The sequence below is a fragment of the Arthrobacter sp. GQ119 genome (assembly GCF_059759125.1).
On the sequence record NZ_JCAXEA010000003.1, the window covers coordinates 73,350 to 94,166 of the forward strand.

Here is a 20,817-nt window from a genome sequence, read left to right on the forward strand (position 1 = left end):
GAAGGTTGTCCCTTGCGGGCGTACAAAAGGTATTGGCCGGTCTGCCGGCAAGATCCTTAATTCGGACCTAGCCATTGTACGCAGACCGGCCAATCATACTTGGCAGGGTGACCGCCGCGGCGCGGAGTTCATCCTGTGTTCATCTTCTTAGTCTTCGAGGTCCACTTCACGCACCATCTCGGCGCCGATGCCGGCCTTGATGGCGTCAAGGACCTGCTGCGGGACGGAGCTGTCGATGGTGAGCAGCGCCAGAACCTGGCCGCCCTCTGCGCTCCGGGCCACCTGCATGCCGCCGATGTTGATGTTGTTCATGCCCAGGATGTGGCCGATGGTGCCGATGACACCGGGACGGTCGGCGTAGGAAACCACAACGAGGTGTTCGCTGATGGGGATTTCCACGTCGTAGCCGTTGACGCCGACGAGCTTCTGCACCTGCTTGGGGCCGGTCAGGGTGCCGGCGACCGAGATCTGGCTGCCGTCGCTCAGGGCGCCGCGGAGGGTGAGGACGTTGCGGTAGTCCTCGGCATCCGGGGTGGTGATGAGGCGGACGTTGATGCCGCGCTGTTCGGCGATGACAGGGGCGTTGACGTAGGACACCTGCTCGGTGACAACGTCGGCGAAAATGCCCTTCAGTGCGGCGAGTTCCAGGACCTTGACGTCAAGGGCGGCGATCTCACCGGCAACCTCGACGTCGACCTGGGTCAGCGAGTCATGCGTCAGCGCCGTGAAGATACGGCCCAGCTTCTCGATGAGCGGGATGCCCGGGCGGACATCGGGGGCGATGACCCCGCCTGCGACGTTCACGGCGTCGGGCACGAGCTCACCGGCGAGGGCGAGTCGGACAGACTTCGCCACGGAAACACCGGCCTTTTCCTGGGCTTCGTCGGTGGAGGCACCCAGGTGCGGGGTCACCACGACGTTATCCAGCTTGAAGAACGGCAGGTCGGTGCTGGGCTCCTGAACGAAGACGTCCACTGCCGCTCCGGCGATCTGGCCGTCCTGCAGTGCCGTGTAGAGGGCTTCCTCGTCCACGAGCCCGCCGCGGGCGACGTTGATGACGTAGGCGGTGGACTTCATCTTGGTAAACGCGTCCGCACCGAGCATGCCGACAGTCTCGGGGGTCTTGGGCATGTGGATCGTGATGAAGTCCGACTGTGCCAGCAGCTCGTCGAGGGTCACCAGCTTCACGCCGAGCTGGGCAGCGCGGGCCGAGGTGATGTAGGGATCGTAGGCGAGGATTTCCGTGTCAAAACCCTGGAGACGGGCGGCGACCAGGGCGCCGATGCGGCCCAGGCCGATGATGCCGATCTTCTTTTCGAAGAGTTCGATGCCGGTGTACTTGGAGCGCTTCCATTCACCGTCCTTCAGGGCGGCACTGGCCTGCGGAATGTGACGGGCCAGGCTCAGGATGTGGCCCACCGTGAGCTCAGCGGCGGAGACGATGTTGGACGTCGGCGCGTTCACCACCATCACGCCGGCCTGCGTGGCGGCCTTGATGTCGACATTGTCCAGGCCGACGCCGGCACGGGCGATGACCTTCAGGTTCTTCGCGGCGGCAATGGCCTCTGCGTCCACCTTGGTGGCGGACCGGACGAGGATGGCGTCGACGTCCTCGATGGCAGAGAGCAACTGGGAACGGTCGGCGCCGTCGGTCTGCCGGATTTCAAAGTCCGGGCCAAGGGCCTCGATGGTGGCGGGCGAAAGCTCTTCGGCGAGCAGTACTACGGGTTTTGACACGGCTGATCCTCTGCATAGCAGTCCTGGGGATAAATCAAGTCTAGGCTGACGGAAAGGCCGGGCTCACATTTGTTAAGTGTGAACCCGGCCTCACTGTTGCGCTCTGAACGGCGCCAGGCGTTACGCCTTAGCGGGCTGCGGAGCCTTCAACATAGTCCTGGTCCTGCTGCTGCCAGGAGAACAGGGAGCGCAGCTCGCGGCCGACACTCTCGATCGGGTGCTGCTCTGCCTTGGCGCGCAGCTCCTTGAACTCGATGCCGCCGTTGTCCTGGTCTTCAATGAAGCGCTTGGCGAAGGCACCGGACTGGACGTCCGCGAGAACTGCCTTCATGTTTTCCTTCACCTCGGGGGTGATGACGCGCGGGCCGGAAACGTAGTCGCCGTACTCTGCGGTGTCGGAAACGCTCCAGCGCTGCTTGGCAATGCCACCTTCCCACATCAGGTCGACAATGAGCTTGAGCTCGTGAAGCACCTCGAAGTAGGCGATCTGCGGCTGGTAGCCGGCCTCGGTCAGGGTCTCGAAGCCGTACTGGACCAACTGGGACACGCCGCCGCACAGGACAGCCTGCTCGCCGAAGAGGTCGGTTTCGGTTTCCTCGGTGAAGGTCGTCTTGATGACACCTGCGCGGGTGCCGCCGATGGCCTTCGCGTAGGACTTGGCCAGTTCCCAGGCGGAACCGGAAGCGTCCTGCTCAACGGCGATGATGTCGGGGATGCCGCGGCCGGCTTCGAATTCGCGGCGCACCGTGTGGCCGGGTGCCTTCGGGGCGACCAGGATGACGTCAACGCCTTCCGGTGCCTCGATGTAGCCGAAGCGGATGTTGAATCCGTGGGCGAAGGCCAGGGCCTTGCCGGGAGTCAGCTTGTCCTTGATGGAGTCGTTGAAGATCGAGCGCTGGTACTGGTCCGGCGCAAGGATCATGATGACGTCGGCCCATTCGGCGGCGTCGGCAACGTTCTTGACCGTGAAGCCTGCGTCCTGTGCCTTCGCGGTGGAGGGCGAGCCTTCCTTGAGGGCGATGACAACCTCGACGCCGGAATCGCGCAGGTTCAGTGCGTGGGCGTGGCCCTGGGAGCCGTAGCCCACGATGGCCACCTTGCGACCCTGGATGATCGACAGGTCTGCGTCGTCGTCGTAGAACAATTCAGTCACTTGCGTAACTCCTCTTGAGTGGATTTGTTGTAGATGGGTGTGGTGGTGCGGTTACAGGCGGAGCGTGCCGCTGGGGCATTGCCTAAGCGGAGCGCAGCGCCCGGTCACTCATGGAGCGGGATCCCCGTCCAACGGCCAGGGTGCCGGACTGCACAATCTCGCGGATACCGAAAGGCTCCAGCACCGACAGCAGTGCCGTGAGCTTTTCGGGGTGGCCGGTTGCTTCAATGACCACGGAGTCTGTGGAGACGTCAACCACTGAAGCACGGAACAGGTCTGCAGCCTGGGTCACCTGCAGACGAGTTGCGGCATCCGCACGTACCTTGACCAGGATGTGGTCGCGCTGTACGGAAGATTCGGAAGTCAGTTCAACAATCTTGATCACATTGACCAGCTTGTTCAACTGTTTGGTGACCTGCTCGATCAGGTCACCGTCGGCATCGACCACGACGGTCATCCGGGACATGCCCGGAACTTCCGTGGGGCCGACGGCCAGTGAATTGATGTTGAAGGCACGGCGGGCGAAAAGGCTGGCCACGCGGGTCAGCACACCGGGCTTGTCTTCGACCAGAACGGACAGTGTGTGGCGGCTCATGATCAGTCCTCCTCTTCCCATTCCGGGGTCATGTTGCGGGCTACCTGGATCTGGTCGTTGCTGACCCCGGCGGGGACCATCGGCCACACCATGGAGTCGGGGCTGACCACGAAGTCGATCACCACGGGCCGGTCGTTGATTTCCAGTGCCTTCTGGATGGTCGCGTCGATGTCCTCCGCACGGTCGCACCGGAAGGACGCGCAGCCGTAGGCCTCCCCGAGCTTGACGAAGTCCGGGATCCGGATGGTTTCGTGGCCCGTGTTGAGGTCCGTGTTGGAGTAGCGCCCCTCGTAGAACAGGGTTTGCCACTGCCGCACCATGCCCAGCGAGGAGTTGTTGATGACCGCGACCTTGATGGGAATCTTGTTGATGGCGCACGTGGCCAGTTCCTGGTTGGTCATCTGGAAGCAGCCGTCACCGTCGATGGCCCACACCACGCGGTCCGGCTCCCCCACCTTGGCGCCCATGGCGGCAGGAACCGCGTAGCCCATGGTGCCGGCACCGCCGGAGTTGAGCCAGGCGTGCGGGCGCTCGTACTTGATGAACTGCGCGGCCCACATCTGGTGCTGGCCGACGCCGGCGACGTAGATGCCCTCGGGGCCCGTCAGCGCACCGATGCGTTCGATGACGCGCTGGGGCGCGGTGAGGCCGTCCTCGGGCTCAGTCCAGCCCAGCGGGTAGGTGTCCTTGAGGTTGTTCAGGAACGACCACCAGCTGGTCAGGTCCGGGGTGCCGGAGGTGCCGAACTGGGTGCGGACTGCCTCCGTCAGTTCCGGAATGATCTCCTTTACCGAGCCAACGATCGGGACGTCGGCGGTGCGGTTCTTGGAAATCTCGGCGGGGTCGATGTCCGCGTGGATCACCTTGGCGTTGGGCGCAAACGTCTTCAGGACGCCGGTGACCCGGTCGTCGAAACGCGCGCCCAGGGTGATCAGGAGGTCGGACTGCTGCAGGGCAGTCACGGCGGAGACCGTGCCGTGCATGCCCGGCATGCCGACGTGCTGGGGGTGTGAATCAGGGAAGACGCCGCGGGCCATGAGGGTGGTGACCACAGGAGCGCCCGTCAGTTCCGCCAGTTCACGGAGCTCGGCCGAGGCATGGGCCTTGACCACGCCGCCGCCGACGTACAGCACGGGCTTGCTGGCGGCAGCGATCAGTTTCGCGGCCTCTCGGACCTGCTTGTTGTGTCCGCGGACCACCGGACGGTAGCCGGGAAGGTCGATTTTCGGCGGCCAGGAGAAGGTCATCTGGCCCTGCTGGGCATCCTTGGCGACGTCAACAAGGACCGGTCCCGGGCGTCCCGTCGAGGCGAGGTGGAATGCCTCGGCCATGACATGGGGGATGTCATTGGGGTCTGTCACCAGGAACGAGTGCTTGGTGATGGGCATCGTAATGCCCACAATGTCGGCTTCCTGGAAGGCGTCGGTGCCGATTACTCCGCTGGAGACCTGGCCGGTGATGGCCACGAGCGGAACCGAATCCATGTGCGCATCCATGATGGCGGTGACGAGGTTTGTGGCACCCGGGCCCGAGGTGGCGATGCAGACGCCCACCCGCCCGGTGACCATGGCGTAGCCTTGCGCGGCGTGGCCGGCTCCCTGTTCGTGACGGACCAGAACGTGATTCATTTTGGAGGCCATCAAGGGGTCATAGGTGGGCAGGATCGCGCCACCGGGCAAACCGAATATATCGTCGACGCCGAGTTCTTCGAGCGAGCGGACAATTGCTTCTGAGCCGGTCATCACCGTCGGGGGTACGACGTTGTTCGGCCCAAGGACAGGAGAGGCGGTTGCAGCAGTGTCGGCGCCGACGGCGGTTTCAGCCGTCCGGTCGGCGCGTTCCGGAGCCTTGGAGGCTCCAGCGGACTTAGTAGCCATCAGCGAGGGGCTGATCGGCGATCCTTTGCTCATCGGACTCTTCCTTAGTGGATCTTGGATTGGGTGGTGCTGTATGAAAGCTCAAAAAGCTGCCACGCTGGGAAATAAAAAAACCCCTCAGCCTGGCGGCTCTTCGAGGGGTTGCGCGTGACAGTTCGTTACCAGTCGGGCTATAGAGCCACGCGCTTGGTAAGGACGACGACTGCATCTGCAGCGGTGCGGCCGGTAACGAGTGCGATCATGCGTTCAGTTTTCCCTCTGGTGGGATGCGTGTCAACGACGGCGGCGTGCATCTCACCATGTGGACATCATTGTCCACTTTTTGATCCTCCCTAGGAGGAACAAACCCTCCCGCCCGCCGTGGGCGGCAGGCGGGAGGCTCCTGCCCCGAGCGCCCGGCGCGGGCGCAGTGCGTTCTCGGAGCCTCCCTTACTAAGCTTGGTTGCCCAAGCTTAATAGCGTCACCCGCAGTATGCCCCGGTGGAGGCGCTGTGGACCAGCTTGGCGTACTTGGCCAGGACACCCTTGGTGAACTTGGCCGGGAGCGGTTCCCAGCCTTCCTTGCGGGATTCCAGCTCGGACTCGTCGACCAGCAGGTCGAACGTCCTGGCGGCGATGTCCACCCGGATCCGGTCGCCGTCCTTGACGAAGGCGATTGGGCCGCCGTCGACCGCTTCCGGCGCAACGTGGCCGATGCACAGGCCGGTGGTGCCGCCGGAGAACCGTCCATCGGTCAACAGCAGGACATCCTTGCCGAGACCAGCGCCCTTGATGGCGCCGGTAATGGCGAGCATCTCGCGCATGCCGGGGCCACCCTTGGGTCCTTCGTAGCGGATCACGACGACGTCACCCTTCTGGATCTGCCCGTTGTCCAGCGCGTCCAGGGCGCCCTGCTCGCGTTCGAAGACGCGGGCGGTGCCCTCGAAGACGTCGGCATCGAAGCCGGCGCTCTTGACCACGGCGCCTTCGGGGGCCAGCGAGCCGTGCAGGATGGTGATGCCGCCGGTCTTGTGGATCGGGTTGTCCAGCGCCCGCAGAATCTTGCCGTCAAGGTCCGGCGGGTTGATGGCCGCGAGGTTTTCGGCGAGGGTCTTGCCGGTAACGGTGAGGCAGTCGCCATGCAGCAGTCCGGCGTCGAGCAGTGCCTTCATGATGACCGGCACGCCGCCGATCTTGTCGACGTCGGTCATGACGTAGCGGCCGAAGGGCTTCAGGTCGCCAAGGTGGGGGATCTTGTCCCCGATGCGGTTGAAGTCGTCGAGCGTCAGTTCGACTTCGGCTTCACGGGCGATCGCGAGCAGGTGCAGCACCGCATTGGTGGAGCCGCCGAAAGCCATGGTCACGGCGATGGCGTTCTCAAAGGCCTTCTTGGTCATGATGTCGCGGGCGGTGATGCCGAGGCGCAGCAGGTTGACCACCGCTTCGCCGGACTTGCGGGCGAACTCATCACGACGGCGGTCCGCCGAGGGCGGGGCGGCGGAGCCCGGCAGGGACATGCCCAGGGCCTCGCCGATGCAGGCCATGGTGTTGGCCGTGTACATTCCGCCGCAGGCACCTTCACCCGGGCAGATCGCCTTTTCGATGCGCTCCAGGTCCCCGCGGCTCATCTTGCCGGCGGCACACGCGCCGACGGCCTCGAAGGCGTCGATCAGGGTGACTTCCTTTTCGGAGCCGTCCTCAAGCTTGACCCAACCCGGCATGATGGACCCGGCGTACAGGAAGACGCTCGCCAGGTCCAGGCGGGCCGCGGCCATCAGCATGCCCGGCAGGGACTTGTCGCAGCCGGCCAGCAGCACCGAGCCGTCAATGCGCTCAGCCTGCATCACGGTTTCCACGGAGTCGGCGATGACCTCGCGGGAAACGAGCGAGAAGTGCATGCCCTCGTGCCCCATGGAAATGCCGTCAGAGACGGAGATGGTGCCGAACTGCATCGGGAATCCGCCGCCCGCATGAACGCCTTCCTTGGCGCCCTGCGCGAGCCGGTTCAGCGAAAGGTTACACGGGGTGATTTCGTTCCATGAGCTCGCGACGCCGATCTGGGGCTTGGCGAAGTCGTCGTCACCCATCCCCACAGCGCGGAACATGCCACGCGCGGGAGCCGCGTGAATGCCGTCGGTGACCACCCGGCTCCGGGGCTTAATGTCAGGCTTGTTGTCGGTTTCGATCTGGGTGTCCTCACTCATGCGTCAAAGTCTATGACTCTGATCGTCCGCCCAACGACCCGAACCGGCGCGGCAGGCGGAATTTTCAGGAAATTTCGATCAGATGGTGGACTCTCGTCTCAAATAATGAGAACGCGGGCAGGCCGTTCTTCACGCCTGTGGCGCATGTCATGTCACCCCATCCAGTATCCGGAGCCGCTTGAAGTCCATGAAGCGAGGCTACGTCACCGCCGCTGAACCGGTGAACCCGGCTAAGAGTCCCAGCCCGGGCCCAGACGGGGATTGACAAACCTAGACAGCCATGTTGGCAGCGACGTACCGTCAAGCAACGGCAACCTCGTGTTATCGACAGAAGGGCTTTGCTATGGAGTGGATCATCTGGGTCATCGTCATCGTGTTGATCATTGCAGTCGTCTGGTGGCTGCTGAACCGCAATTCGGGCAACGCCGCCGGAACCCGCGACACAGCCGCTACCGGCAAGGTCGCCTCCTCCCCGCTCACGGGATCCAGCGCCCGGGAGGCAAGCGCCTCATCTGGCGCCGCTGAATCGGGACCAGAGCGCCGGGACACCACAGCCGGGAACACGGCAGCCGAGGGTGCTGCGGGCCTCGTCACGGCCGGGGGCGCAGGGGGCGCAGGAATGGCCGGCGCCACACAGACGGGGCAGGCACCGAATGCATCTCCGTCACCCGAGCCGGCACCCGTCCGGCAGGAATCGCCCGGCGCAGACCGGACAAACCCCGAGGACGTGGAGCCGGACATCGAATCCTGGGACGCCGCGACCCCCCGCACGGCTGCCGGAACCCCCGCTTCCGCGGGCGGCGACGTCGATGACTGGGAGGACGACGAGGACAAGGCCGAGTGGGACACCCAGTGGTCCGAAACCGGTGCCCGGACCGAATCAGCACCGGCAACGCACCTCCCGGCCGCAGGGCATGCAGCAGCTCCGTCCACGCCCACTCATCACCCTGAATACACCGAACCGCACGCCCCCACCCTGCCCGGGGCCGAATCCGCGGCTGCCGATGCCTGGGATGCGGACGCTGAGACCCGGCAAAGGATTGATTCATCAGCAGCCGCCGAGGCCGGAGCCAGCCACTCTGCCGAGCCTTCCGGCCACCCTGAAGCCGCGGGCATGACGACGGTTCCGGTCAGCGCGGAGCTGGCAGGGGCAGATGTTGCCGGTCAGCCCTATGGTGAAGGCTCGGCGGCCTCCGCGGCGGACGGCAGCGGTCCGGAAGGCTACACGGTGAAGGCCGATACGGCGTCGATGACCTACTACGACGAAGACAGTTCCGGTTATGACGAGGCGCACGCGGACGCGTGGTTCCTCTCCCCTGCGCACGCCGAGGCCGCAGGGTTCCGGGCACCGCGCCGGACAAGGCGCTGACAGCGCGGCTCGCGGCGCACTCATCCTTAGAACGCTGATACTCAGACAACGGGCAACCCCGGGCGGGCAGGACGATGATGACGAACAGGGCGCGCAGCACCAGGGCGAGTGCGGCGCGGGTTGGCGCATGCAGGCGAGCGCAGGCTGGAGCGGGCGCGACTGCGGTGGCTGTTGTTCTCGCGCTTGGGGGCTGCACGGGAGACGGTGCCGGGTCTGCGGGCGGCATGGTCACTCCGGCTCAGGGAACTCCCGGACTCCAGCGAACGCCCGGCACGACGCCGGCGAGTCCCGGAACGGGCACAGCAACCGCCCTCGGGGCGCCCCGGGTCCGCACCACCATTGAGGGCCTGCAGTTGCCCTGGTCCACGGTGTTCCTGCCGGACGGTACGGCGGTGATATCCGAGCGTGACTCCGCACTCCTGAAGTCCGTGCGGAACGGCACGATCAGCACTGTCGGCGAGGTGCCCGGCGTGGTTCCCGGCGGCGAGGGCGGGCTCATGGGCCTGGCCCTGTCCCCCGGCTATGCCTCCGACAGGTTCCTCTATGTCTACTTCACGGCGGCCGAGGACAATCGGATCGCCCGGCTGCGCATCGAGGACGCCGGAACAGGCGGCGGCCTCCGGCTGGGTGACCCGCAGGTCATTTTCTCCGGCATTTCCAAAGCATCCACACATAACGGCGGCAGGATCCGTTTTGGCCCTGACGGATACCTCTACGTGGGGACCGGCGATTCGCAGCGCCGCGAACAGCCGCAGGACCGGAACGCCTTGGGCGGGAAGATCCTTCGGCTGACCAAGGACGGGAAGCCGGCGCCCGGGAATCCGTTCCCGGACAACCCCGTCTACAGCCTGGGGCACCGGAATGTCCAAGGCCTCGCCTGGGACAGCGAAGGCCGGCTCTGGGCCAGCGAGTTCGGCCCAGAGGTCAACGACGAACTGAACCTTATCCAGGCAGGCGGAAACTACGGCTGGCCCGACGTTACCGGCGCGCCGGGTCGCGAAGGGTTCATCGACGCCAAAGTAGTATGGCCCTCCACAGCCGACTCATCCCCGAGCGGGCTGGAGATCGTAGGCAACACGGCCTTCCTGGGCGCCCTCCGCGGACAGCGCATCTGGAGCGTTCCGCTTGAGGGCGAAAATGCCGGCACTCCTGTGGCCCATTTCACACGGCAACATGGCCGGATCAGGAACGTTTCGTTGGCCTCAAACGGGGAATTGTGGGCGCTGACCAACAACCAAAACCCTGATTCTGTGCTGATTTTGAGCCTGTCCGGCTAGCCGACGGGGCCGTCCGGGGCCCGATTTCACATGGGCCAAAAGTTCGTGTAGAGTTACATGTCGTTGCGGAGGTCAACGAGGGAAACAAAGCCCCACGGTTGAACGAAACAGCAGCTGCACCTCTAGCTCAATTGGCAGAGCAATTGACTCTTAATCAATGGGTTCCGGGTTCAAGTCCCGGGGGGTGCACAGATGAGAAACCCCGTCTTCAAGGCCACCACCTTGAAGGCGGGGTTTCGTTTTGCCCCGTTGTTTCGCTGCTGAAGCCTCGTCAGCATTCGGTGAGGGGTCGCAGCAACTCGCAGCGCCTAGATGGTCCGCGTCGCCAGGGCCAGGTTCTCCTTGAGCTCGGCGGCGTTCTGGCGGATGACGTAGGCAGGGCGGTCGCGCTCAACACGCCAGCTCTCGGACAGCGGCCCGATGTTGACGGTGTCGAAGCCGAACTCGTCATACAGCTCCGTCACCAGGTCGCTGGCCTCAAGGTAATCACTGGCCGTGGCAAGTGCGCGGCGGTTCTCCGTGCCGGCCGGAGCACCGTCCGTGGTGATTTCCCTGGCCATGATGTGGTTGAAGCCCTTGGCGACTTTGGAAGTGGCCAGGAGTTTCTGCAGCAGCCCCGACGTGGTTTCTTCACCGTTGTCGAGGACCGGGAAGCGGCCGTCGCGTTCCCAGTAGTAGTTGTTGGTGTCGATCACGATCTTGCCCGCCAAGGGCTCCACCGGAATGTCGCCGATGCTCTTGAGGGGAACGGTGACGACGGCGAAATCACCCGCCGCTGCCGCCTCGGCCGGCGTCGCGGCCCGCGCCTGCGGTCCCAGCTCCGCAACGAGGCCTGACAGGGTTTCCGGTTCCCGTGAATTACTGATTACCACGTCATAGCCGAGCTTCACCGCCTTGCGGGCAATCTGGCTTCCGATATGTCCTGCACCGATGATTCCGATTGTTGTCATGTCCGGGCCAACCGCAATCCGGCAGGAGTTATTTCGAACATTACGCAATACTGCGGGGGGCTGGGTTAGCGTGGGTCCCATGACCTTTGCGAATGTGGGAAGCCTCGGGACCAAACCCGGCCAGCGTGATGCCGTAGTGGCCATCCTGCTCCGGCCCATGCCTGAGCTGCGGGATGCCGGATGCCTGCTCTATGAAGTCGGGATCAACGATGACCAGCCGGACAACGTGTATGTCTGCGAGCTTTGGGAATCCCCCGAGGCTCACCAGGCCTCCCTGAAGTTGCCCGGTGTCCAGGGCGCCATCCAGGAGGCGAGGCCCCTTCTGTCCGGCGAGATGGGCGGCAGCCAGTTCAGGGTTCTTGGCTCTCCGATTGCCGGGCCTCGAGCCCGACACAGTCGCGTGGATGAGGCCTAGAAACGTGGACGCAGCCTAGCAGCCGGCCCTGACCGAAGCGGCCGGGCCGCCCCGGAGCGTGTCCTTCCCCGCTGGCTTGACCGGTCTCGCATATCTTCTTTGGTATGGATGAGGAGCACCCCGGGGAGTTGACCGGGCAGATATCGATCAATGAGTTACTCATTGCCATGGGCGAAGAACCCGTGGTCAGCATGTTGGACCTGACCGTTCCGGACGACGCCTCGTCCCTGGCTGATGGTCAGCCAACCCTGCCGGGCCTCTGAGCTACAGAGCTTCGTTGAGGAACGCCGCGGCGACCACGAGGGTGCCCACTGCTTTAGCGGGGCGCCTCCACGGCGAGGCCCGAATCAACATTCGAGACAATTGCAGCGGTCTCCGGCGATGCAAAGCGTGTGGCCAGTTCCCGCACCACGGCCTTCAGCTCCTGCCGGAGGACGTCCGGATCGATGGATGCGGCGGCAAGGACAGACCGCTCCATGTCCGCCGCGGCGGTAACGGCTTCGGTCCCGCGCTCCGTGAGCGAGACGACGTGGCTGCGGCGGTCGGAGGTGCTGCGTTGGCGGACGATGTGGCCGTGAGCTTCAAGCCGGCTGAGCGTCTTCCCCATGGTTTGCGCCTGGACACGGACCAACTGCGCGAGCTGCGCCTGCGTCATGGGGCCGTTGTTGTAGAGAACTTCAATGGCAATGACCCCAGCGTGGGTAAGGCCAATGGCCCCCAGCTTTTCATTCCAGGAGTGTTCAACAAGGCGTGCCGCCGTGGACAAGAGGCGCCCGGTGGGCCAGCGATCCATATCAGGCATACCAACAAGTATAGCCAAGTGTGGATTCGTCCCGGCGCAGGAGCCTTACTAAGCTGAAATGTCACGCATGAAAACAAGGAGAATATTTTGGCTGAACGACTCAATCCCGGCGACGTCGCCCCGGATTTCACACTGAAAAATTCCGAGGGAGCAGACGTCAGCCTCAGCGGTTACAGGGGCCGCCACACTATCGTCTACTTCTATCCGGCTGCGGCCACGCCCGGCTGCACGAAGCAGGCGTGCGACTTCCGGGACAGCCTGGCGTCCCTGCAGTCTGCCGGCTACGAGGTTCTGGGGATCTCTCCGGATCCCGTTAGCAAGCTTGCTGCCTTCGCCGAAAAGGAGGGCCTGACCTTCCCCCTGCTGTCGGACGATAGCCACGCGGTGGCGGAGGCCTATGCAGCGTGGGGTGAAAAGAAGAACTATGGCCGGACGTACGAGGGCCTGATTCGCTCCACCGTCGTCGTGGATCCGGACGGCAAGGTGGCACTGGCGCAGTACAACGTCCGGGCCACCGGCCATGTGGCCAAGCTGCGCCGGGACCTGCAGCTGGCGGAAAGCGGCAGCTGAGCCAGACCGCAACGACGGGAGCGGCAATTCACCGCACGGCCGCTGCCGGGGGCGCCGCTGACCCGGGGCCCGCCCGCTGACGGTACAATGAAGGCTGGCGATCGCCGTCGTAGGTTTTCTGTTGTTGAGAAGGCCGAAGGCGGAGCCGCGCGCGAGTGGTGAAATTGGCAGACACGCAGGATTTAGGTTCCTGTGCCTTCGGGCGTGGGGGTTCAAGTCCCCCCTTGCGCACAAGAGAACAGCACGCTGAACACGGGTGGAGCCCCGGACCAACTGGTCCGGGGCTCCTCCCGTTTAAAAGTTTCTGACGGTCCACCCATCCGCCGCCTCCCTGCGGACGAATACCCAGTGAGACACCAGCCAAGGGTCGGTGTCCACGCAGTCGCAATAGGGCCACATGCGGGGATCGGAATCGATTCCTGCCGGCAACGATCGGCACAACCAAGGAGAATCACAATGCAGTCCTTCAAGCGCACCACTTTCACCGTCGCAGGCGTCGCAGCTGCAGCCCTGCTGAGCCTCACCGCGTGCGGCGGTTCCGCGACGACGGCACCCAGCTCCTCGCCAGCGGCGGCCGAGCCGTCCGCTTCCAGCATGGCGCCCTCCCCGGCGGAGACCAGCTCTGCAGCAATGGATCCGGCAGCGAACCTCGCCGGTCCCGGCTGCGCCGCGTACGCCGAGCAGGTCCCCAGCGGCGCGGGATCAGTTTCGGGCATGGCACTTGACCCTGTCGCTGTCGCCGCCTCGAACAACCCGCTCCTGAAGACCCTCACGGCCGCCGTGTCCGGCAAGCTGAACCCGAAGGTCAACCTGGTGGACACCCTGAACGGCAGCGAGTTCACGGTCTTCGCGCCCGTCGATGACGCGTTCGCGAAGATTGACGCCGCCACGATTGAGACCCTCAAGAAGGACGACGCGCTCCTGAGCAAGATCCTGACCTACCACGTTGTTCCCGGCCAGGTCACGCCGGACAAGATCGTCGGCACCCACAAGACGGTCCAGGGCGGATCCGTCAATGTGACCGGCACCAAGGACGCGCTGAAGGTCGACGGCGCCAACGTGATCTGCGGCGGAGTCCAGACCGCCAACGCCACGGTGTACCTGGTGGACTCGGTGCTGATGCCCAAGTAGCCTCCGCTGAAGCCACTGCTGAAGCCTCCGGCGGGATCTGGGATTCCGTCGGGGACGGGAAGCCGTGGTCCGCACCCTCGCGTGCGGGCCACGGCTTTGCCGCGCTCCGGCCACCCCGTCCGTCATTTAGACTGGACACCGGGCCAGCAGACCGCAGCCGCCCATTGCCGCAGCCCGGCAGTCCAGCAGCCCAGAGGTGATAATCCAGTGCCCAGCAGTATGACGCGACGCACGGCCATTAAGACCGGCGCCGTTCTCCTGGGCCTGTCACTAACATCCTGCACGGGGGAAGCGGCCCCGCCGCCGTCGTCCGCGGCTCCCGCCGCCACACCCACGGCCAGCAGCCCGACAGCCACGTTCAACTTCGGCACGGCCGCGCCGCCCCTGGGCCTTGACCCGGCACTCGCCAACGACATCGAATCCCAGCGCATAACACGCCAGATCCTCGAAGGACTGGTCGGCGTCAACCAGACCACCGGGGAACCGACACCGCTGCTCGCCACTGAATGGACAGCATCTCCGGACGGCCGCTCCTACACCTTCACCCTTCGCTCCGGGGTGAAGTTCCACGATGGCTCCCCCTTCAACGCAGCAGCCGTCTGCAGCAACTTCGAGCGCTGGTTCAACTTCCCGGCAGCGCTCCGGCAGCAGGCGCCGGGCAGCAGTTTCAAGGGAGTGTTCAAGGAACACTCGGACGAGGCGAGCCTCTCCGTTTTCAAGGCCTGCACGGCGCTGTCGTCGCTCCTGGTGAGGATTGACCTCACGGAGCGTTTTACCGGCTTCCTCCAGGCCCTGACCCTGCCGGCTTTCGCTATTTCCTCGCCCAAGGCGCTCGCCGCGGGGCGCGCCGATGTGCTCAGCGAAAGGCGCGGCAGCCAGGCGGTGTCCGCCTACGCCACCCATCCGGTCGGCACCGGACCGTACCGCTTCGCGTCCTGGGACAGCGCCGGCGTCACGCTGCTCAGCAACAAGGACTATTGGGGTGACCGCGGCCAGATCGGCACCATCAACTTCATCACGTACAACCATCCGCAGACACGGCTCCAGGCCCTGATCGACGGCAAGATCGACGGCTACGATGCCGTGACGGTGGGGAACTTCGACCAGCTCGTCAAGCGCGGAAAGCAGATCGTCCAGCGTGACCCGTTCTCGGTGATGTACCTGGGCATGAACCAGGCCATTCCCGTGCTGGAGGACCTCAAGGTCCGGCAGGCGGTCGAGCTGGCCATCGACAAGGACACGCTGATCCGCCGGTTCTTCATCGACAACACGGCGCAGGCGTCCCAGTTCGTCCCGCCCAAGCTCAGCGGATTCAACAACAACGCCCCGGCCCTGGGGTACGACCCCGCCAAGGCCGAGGAACTGCTCGCCGAGGCAGGCTACAAGGGCCAGCCGCTCAAGTTTTACTATCCAACGAATGTCACCCGGCCATACCTCCCCACCCCGGAGAAGGTCTATGCCGAGATCAGCCGGCAGCTCACAGCCGTGGGCTTTAACATCAGGCCGGTTCCGGTGGACTGGGCGGACGGCTACCTGCAGAAGGTCCAGTCCCCGGGGGACCATGCCTTCCACCTGCTCGGCTGGAACGGGTTCTACTCCGACGCGGACAACTTCCTGGGTCCGCTGTTCGGCCAGAAAAACGGCGAATTCGGGTATCAGGACCCTCAGGTCTTCTCCAAGATCGACCGTGCCCGCGGCCTGCCCGACGGCAAGGAGCGGACGGAGCAGTACCAGACCATCAACGCCCAGATCGCCGAAACGGTGCCGGCGGTGCCTATCGCGTTTCCCATTTCGGCGCTGGCCCTCTCCGACCGCGTCATCAGCTACCCCGCGTCGCCGGTCTTAAATGAAGTTTTCACCAAGGTCCAACTAAAGCCTTGACGGACGGGGACAATTTCAGTTAGTAACCGGTGCGGGATATTCTGTGACAGCCAGAGCCGCTGCTATCGGAGACTGATTGTGACCTTCATTTCCAAGACCCAACATGCCGACGTCGTACTGATTGGCGGCGGCATCATGAGCGCCACCCTGGGTGCGTTCATCAAGCAGCTCGAACCCAACTGGACCATCTCCCTGTTCGAGCGCCTCGACGAAGCAGGCCTTGAGAGCTCGGGTCCCTGGAACAACGCCGGCACCGGACATGCCGCCCTGTGTGAACTCAACTATTCGCCCGCAGCCAAAGACGGCTCGGTCAACCCCGCCAAGGCACTGCACATCAACGAGCAGTTCCAGCTGTCCCGCCAGTTCTGGTCCCACCTCGTGACCAACTCCCTGATCGGATCCCCCAAGGGCTTCATCAACACCGTCCCGCACATGAGCTTCGTGATCGGCGAGGACAACTGCAACTTCCTCAAGGCCCGCTATGACGCGCTGAAGCAGCATCCGCTGTTCCGCAGCATGGAGTACTCGGAGGACTACGCCCAGATCGGCAAGTGGGCACCGCTCATCGTCAAGGGCCGCGACCGCAATGCGCGCATCGCCGCCACCCGCGCCGCCGAGGGCACCGACGTCGATTTCGGGGCGCTGACCCGCGAGCTGACCGCTTACCTGGGGAACAACGGCGTCGAGATCAACTACGGCCACGACGTTTCAGACATCAAAAAAGCGTCCGACGGCGGCTGGGACCTTTCGCTCAAGCACCCGGCTTCCGGGGAACGCGGCAGGATCCACGCCAAGTTCGTTTTTGTCGGCGCCGGAGGCGGCGCCCTGCACCTGCTCCAGGCGTCCGGGATCCCGGAGAGCAAGGGCTACGGCGGATTCCCCGTTTCGGGCCAGTTCTTCCGCTGCACGGACCAGTCCCTCGCCACCCAGCACAACGCGAAGGTCTACGGCCAGGCCTCCGTCGGTGCCCCGCCCATGTCCGTTCCGCACCTGGACACCCGCTACGTGGGCGGCAAACGCTCCCTCCTGTTCGGCCCGTACGCCGGATTCTCCACGAACTTCCTGAAGAGCAGCAGCTGGCTGGACCTCCCGCTGTCCATCCGTCCCGGCAACATCGTCCCGATGCTTGCCGTTGCCAAGGACAACATGGACCTGACCGCCTACCTGGTCAAGGAGGTCGCCAAGCGCCACGGAGCCAAGGTCGAGGCGCTCCGCGAGTACTACCCCGAAGCCAAGGACGGCGACTGGGAGCTCATCACGGCCGGCCAGCGTGTGCAGATCATCAAGAAGGATCCCAAGAAGGGCGGCATCCTGCAGTTCGGCACCGAGGTGATTGCCGCACGGGACGGCTCCATCGGTGCCCTGCTGGGCGCGTCGCCGGGCGCCTCCACGGCCGTGCCCATCATGATCGAGCTGCTGCAGAAGTCCTTCCCGAAGAACTTCAAGGGCTGGCAGTCCAAGCTCAAGGAGATGATGCCGGGCTACGGCGTCAAGCTCAATGACAACCCGGAGCTGGCCGCGGAACTTGAAAAGTCCACGGCCAAGGCACTCCAGCTTGACGTGGCGCCTGCCGTGCAGCGCTAGGACCCTGTCCGGGTTGCGGCAGGCTCCACCACAGGCAACAGTCCGTCAACCCTTCCAGGAGACCAAGCGATGTTCCGGCTGGCCAGTCTTTCCCTCGGCAACCGTGCGCTGATCGCGCTCATCACCGTCTTTGCCTCGGTGTTCGGCGTGATCACCATGTCCTCCCTCAAGCAGGAGCTCATCCCTTCCGTTGAGTTCCCGCGGATCACGGTGATCACGTCGATGCCGGGGGCGTCGCCGGAAGTCGTGGACAAGCAGGTCAGCAGGCCGCTGGAAACCGCCCTGAACAGTGTCGAGGGCCTCGAATCGACCTCCTCCACCTCGCGGAACGGCACGTCGCAGGTCAGCATGGTGTTCGAGTACGGGTCCGACCTTGACCGTGCACGCAACCAGATCGACCGTGCCATTTCCAATGCCAAGCGCACGCTCCCGGAGGATGTGCAGCCGCAGGCCATCGCGGGCAGCATCAGCGACTTCCCCATCGTGTTTCTGGCTGTCTCCTCCGACAAGCCGCTCGGCGAACTGAACACCGACCTTCAGCGGCTGACGGTCCCAAAGCTTCAAAAGCTCGACGGCGTCCGTGGCGCCGAGGTGACGGGCGGCGCCAGCCAGCACATCCTCGTCCTGCCGCGGCCGGCCAGCATGGCCTCCAGCGGGGCGACCATCCAGTCCATCCGCAATGCGCTGACCAACAACGGCGACCTCATCCCGGCAGGAACCATTGAGGAAAAGGGCCAGAGCCTGTCCCTGCAGGTCGGGAGCCCCGTGGACTCCGTCACCGCCGTGAAGGCCCTGCCGCTCGGCGGCGTGAAGGGCGGCGCCACCATCGGTTCCGTGGCTGACGTCAGCATCAGGGACGATGCGCGGACCTCCATCACCCGGACCAACGGCAAGGAAACCCTTGCCGTCTCAGTCACCAAAAAGCCCGAGGGCGACACCGTGGCCATTTCCCACGCGGTCAAGGACTCCCTCCCGCAGCTGGAGGCGGAGCTCGGTTCCAACGCCAAATTCACGCCGGTCTTCGACCAGGCACCCTTCATCGAGAAGTCCATCAAGGACCTCACCACGGAAGGCCTGCTGGGGCTGGGCTTCGCCGTAGCCGTCATCCTCGTGTTCCTCATGTCGGTCCGCTCCACGCTGGTTACGGCCGTGTCCATTCCGCTGTCCCTGCTGATCACGTTCATCGGGCTCTCGGCCACCGGCTATTCGCTGAACATCCTCACCCTGGGTGCGCTCACCATCGCCATCGGCCGGGTGGTGGATGACTCCATCGTGGTGATCGAAAACATCAAACGGCACCTCAGCTACGGCGAGCGCAAGCTCACGGCTATTCTCACCTCCATTCGAGAAGTGGCGGGGGCGATCACCGCATCGACGCTGACCACGGTGGCAGTGTTCCTGCCCATCGCCTTCGTGGCCGGCCTTGCGGGCGAGCTGTTCCGTCCGTTCGCGCTGACCGTCACCATCGCGCTGCTGTCATCGCTGCTGGTGTCGCTGACGATCGTTCCAGTCCTGGCCTACTGGTTCCTCAAGGCCCCCGCCGAAGCACGCGGCCCTGGGACGGCCCCGCAGCCGGCCCCCGAGATAGAGGCCAAAGCCCATGAGGCGGAGCAGCGCAGCCTCCTGCAGCGCGGGTACCTGCCGGTGCTGACCAAGACCCAGAAGCACCCGGTGGTGACGCTGGTGGCGGCCGTTCTGGTGCTGGGCGGAACCGCCGCCATGACTCCCCTGCTGGCCACGGACCTCCTGGGCCGCTCCGGCGAGAACAGCATGACGGTGAAGCAGGAGCTTCCCGCCGGCACCAGCCTCGAAGACACAAGTGCGGCGGCGCAAAAACTCGAAGGAGTACTGCTCGGCATCGACGGCATCAAGGACGTCCAGGTGACCTCCGGCAACGCACAGGCCGGCTTTACGGCGCTCACCTCCTCCGGCGCATCGAACTCCACCTTCACGGTGGTCACCGACGAGGCGGCCAAGCAGGCCGACCTGCAGCAGACCGTCCGGACGGAGCTGTCAAAGGTCAGCGGGGCAGGCAAGGTTTCCGTGGGCGCCCAGCAGGGCGGCTTCGGCACATCATCCACCGTGGACATCACGCTGAGGGCCGCGACGTCGGCGGATCTCAGGAAAGCCAGCGACGCCATGGTCGCCGCCATGACCGGTGTCCCCGGCAGCACGGAGGTAACCACCAACCTGGCGGCCAGCCAGCCCGTGGTCCAGGTGAAGGTGGACCGGGCCAAGGCAGTGGCTGCGGGCCTGAACGAGGAACAGGTGGCCGGTGTTCTGGCAGCCACCGTCAGCCCTGTCCCGGCGGGCACCGTGCGCATCGAAGCGGACGACTTCCCCGTCCGCATCGGCGAGGGCACCCGCTTCACGAGCATCGCGGCGGTCCGTGCCATCCCCCTTCCCGCTGCCGGCGGCCCTGTGCCGCTGGGCAGCGTCGCTGCCGTCGAGCAGGTTGACGTGCCGGTCTCCATTACCTCAAGCAACGGCCAGCGTACAGCGAAAGTCTCCGTCACGCCGTCGGGCGCCAACCTGGGTGCGGTGAGCACCGAGGTCCAGAACCGGCTGAAGACCGTGCAGCTCCCGGCGGGGGTCACCGCCGAAATTGGCGGCGCCACCACCCAGCAGGCTGAGTCCTTCCGACAGCTCGGGCTCGCCCTGCTCGCCGCCATCGCCATCGTGTATGTGATCATGGTGGCCGCGTTCAAGTCCCTGGTCCAGCCGCTGATCCTCCTGGTCTCGGTTCCGTTTGCGGGCACCGGCGCCGTTGCACTGCTCCTCGCCTCCGGGGTTCCGCTGGGACTGCCGGCACTCATCGGCATGCTGATGCTGGTGGGCATTGTGGTGACCAACGCGATCGTGCTGATTGACCTGATCAACCAGTACCGGAAACCGCGGGCGGGCAGGCCGGCCATGAACGTCGCCGATGCCATCACCCACGGAGCCCGGCAGCGCCTTCGCCCGATCCTCATGACTGCCTTGGCAACCGTGTTTGCGCTGACGCCCATGGCGCTTGGATTCACGGGCGGCGGCGGGTTCATCTCGCAGCCGCTGGCCATTGTAGTCATCGGTGGCCTGGTGTCCTCCACGGCCCTGACGCTCGTGCTCGTCCCCGTGCTGTACCGGCTGGTGGAGGGGCGCCGCGAGAAAAAGACAATGCTGCGCGAGCTGAAGGAGCGCCCGGGCTTCGCTCCTGCCGACGACGTCGATGCCGAATTCGCCGACTGGACCACGGGCATGATCCCCAGGACCAGCGGCCGCCGAGCCGCCCCCGGCGCCCCCGAGTAGGTCCT

General features: G+C 64.9%; 16 protein-coding genes and 2 tRNA genes. 11 read left to right on the plus strand and 7 right to left on the minus strand.

From position 1 onward, the window contains the following. Nucleotides 1-147 precede the first annotated feature (147 nt). The 5 genes from serA to ilvD form a co-directional block, all read right to left on the minus strand. Nucleotides 148-1,737 (minus strand): phosphoglycerate dehydrogenase, encoded by a 1,590-nt coding sequence (serA, locus tag AC6CH3_RS03880; protein WP_494034231.1) that lies wholly within the window; start codon nucleotides 1,735-1,737, stop codon nucleotides 148-150. Between the two features lie 127 nt (nucleotides 1,738-1,864). After that, nucleotides 1,865-2,890, minus strand: a complete 1,026-nt coding sequence (gene ilvC, locus AC6CH3_RS03885) for a ketol-acid reductoisomerase (protein ID WP_498131200.1) — start codon at nucleotides 2,888-2,890, stop codon at nucleotides 1,865-1,867. A gap of 82 nt (nucleotides 2,891-2,972) precedes the next feature. Then, nucleotides 2,973-3,485, minus strand: a complete 513-nt coding sequence (ilvN, locus tag AC6CH3_RS03890; RefSeq protein WP_055796055.1) for an acetolactate synthase small subunit — start codon at nucleotides 3,483-3,485, stop codon at nucleotides 2,973-2,975. Nucleotides 3,486-3,487: 2 nt separating this feature from the next. After that, nucleotides 3,488-5,395: an acetolactate synthase large subunit gene (locus AC6CH3_RS03895; RefSeq protein WP_494034229.1), complete on the minus strand. Its 1,908-nt coding sequence runs from the start codon at nucleotides 5,393-5,395 to the stop codon at nucleotides 3,488-3,490. A 428-nt stretch (nucleotides 5,396-5,823) separates the two neighbouring features. Next, nucleotides 5,824-7,545, minus strand: coding sequence for a dihydroxy-acid dehydratase (gene ilvD, locus AC6CH3_RS03900; protein WP_498131201.1), 1,722 nt, complete (start codon nucleotides 7,543-7,545; stop codon nucleotides 5,824-5,826). A gap of 343 nt (nucleotides 7,546-7,888) precedes the next feature. On the opposite strand from ilvD, the gene AC6CH3_RS03905 reads away from it, so the two are divergent. The 3 genes from AC6CH3_RS03905 (at nucleotide 7,889) to AC6CH3_RS03915 (ending at nucleotide 10,380) form a co-directional block, all read left to right on the plus strand. Then, entirely contained in the window at nucleotides 7,889-8,914 is a 1,026-nt protein-coding gene (locus AC6CH3_RS03905; RefSeq protein WP_498131202.1) for a sunset domain-containing protein, read from the plus strand. 164 nt (nucleotides 8,915-9,078) lie between these two features. Then, nucleotides 9,079-10,191, plus strand: a complete 1,113-nt coding sequence (locus AC6CH3_RS03910) for a PQQ-dependent sugar dehydrogenase (RefSeq protein ID WP_498131203.1) — start codon at nucleotides 9,079-9,081, stop codon at nucleotides 10,189-10,191. 116 nt (nucleotides 10,192-10,307) lie between these two features. After that, nucleotides 10,308-10,380 (plus strand) — tRNA-Lys (locus tag AC6CH3_RS03915). A gap of 119 nt (nucleotides 10,381-10,499) precedes the next feature. Here AC6CH3_RS03915 and AC6CH3_RS03920 read toward each other — a convergent pair. Next, nucleotides 10,500-11,141, minus strand: coding sequence for an NADPH-dependent F420 reductase (locus tag AC6CH3_RS03920; RefSeq protein WP_498131204.1), 642 nt, complete (start codon nucleotides 11,139-11,141; stop codon nucleotides 10,500-10,502). A 79-nt stretch (nucleotides 11,142-11,220) separates the two neighbouring features. Between AC6CH3_RS03920 and AC6CH3_RS03925 the strand changes: the two genes are divergently transcribed. After that, complete coding sequence (locus AC6CH3_RS03925) at nucleotides 11,221-11,556, plus strand: putative quinol monooxygenase (RefSeq protein WP_498131205.1); 336 nt, start codon at nucleotides 11,221-11,223, stop codon at nucleotides 11,554-11,556. A gap of 104 nt (nucleotides 11,557-11,660) precedes the next feature. Continuing rightward, nucleotides 11,661-11,819 carry a hypothetical protein gene (locus tag AC6CH3_RS03930; protein WP_400581492.1) on the plus strand — a complete coding sequence of 53 codons (159 nt, stop codon included), beginning with the start codon at nucleotides 11,661-11,663 and terminating at the stop codon, nucleotides 11,817-11,819. 53 nt (nucleotides 11,820-11,872) lie between these two features. On the opposite strand, the gene AC6CH3_RS03935 is transcribed toward AC6CH3_RS03930, so the two are convergent. Next, nucleotides 11,873-12,349 (minus strand): MarR family transcriptional regulator, encoded by a 477-nt coding sequence (locus tag AC6CH3_RS03935; protein ID WP_494036374.1) that lies wholly within the window; start codon nucleotides 12,347-12,349, stop codon nucleotides 11,873-11,875. A gap of 96 nt (nucleotides 12,350-12,445) precedes the next feature. Between AC6CH3_RS03935 and bcp the strand changes: the two genes are divergently transcribed. The 6 genes from bcp (at nucleotide 12,446) to AC6CH3_RS03965 (ending at nucleotide 20,812) form a co-directional block, all read left to right on the plus strand. Next, nucleotides 12,446-12,928, plus strand: coding sequence for a thioredoxin-dependent thiol peroxidase (bcp, locus tag AC6CH3_RS03940; RefSeq protein ID WP_498131206.1), 483 nt, complete (start codon nucleotides 12,446-12,448; stop codon nucleotides 12,926-12,928). A gap of 149 nt (nucleotides 12,929-13,077) precedes the next feature. Next, nucleotides 13,078-13,159, plus strand: a tRNA-Leu gene (locus tag AC6CH3_RS03945). Nucleotides 13,160-13,384: 225 nt separating this feature from the next. Continuing rightward, the gene (locus AC6CH3_RS03950) at nucleotides 13,385-14,059 is read left to right on the plus strand and encodes a fasciclin domain-containing protein (RefSeq protein WP_498131207.1); all 675 of its coding nucleotides are present in this window, start codon (nucleotides 13,385-13,387) and stop codon (nucleotides 14,057-14,059) included. 219 nt (nucleotides 14,060-14,278) lie between these two features. Continuing rightward, nucleotides 14,279-15,940, plus strand: a complete 1,662-nt coding sequence (locus AC6CH3_RS03955; RefSeq protein ID WP_498131366.1) for an ABC transporter substrate-binding protein — start codon at nucleotides 14,279-14,281, stop codon at nucleotides 15,938-15,940. A gap of 78 nt (nucleotides 15,941-16,018) precedes the next feature. Then, nucleotides 16,019-17,524, plus strand: coding sequence for a malate:quinone oxidoreductase (locus AC6CH3_RS03960; RefSeq protein WP_498131208.1), 1,506 nt, complete (start codon nucleotides 16,019-16,021; stop codon nucleotides 17,522-17,524). 69 nt (nucleotides 17,525-17,593) lie between these two features. Then, nucleotides 17,594-20,812, plus strand: a complete 3,219-nt coding sequence (locus tag AC6CH3_RS03965) for an efflux RND transporter permease subunit (protein WP_498131209.1) — start codon at nucleotides 17,594-17,596, stop codon at nucleotides 20,810-20,812. Nucleotides 20,813-20,817 lie beyond the last annotated feature (5 nt).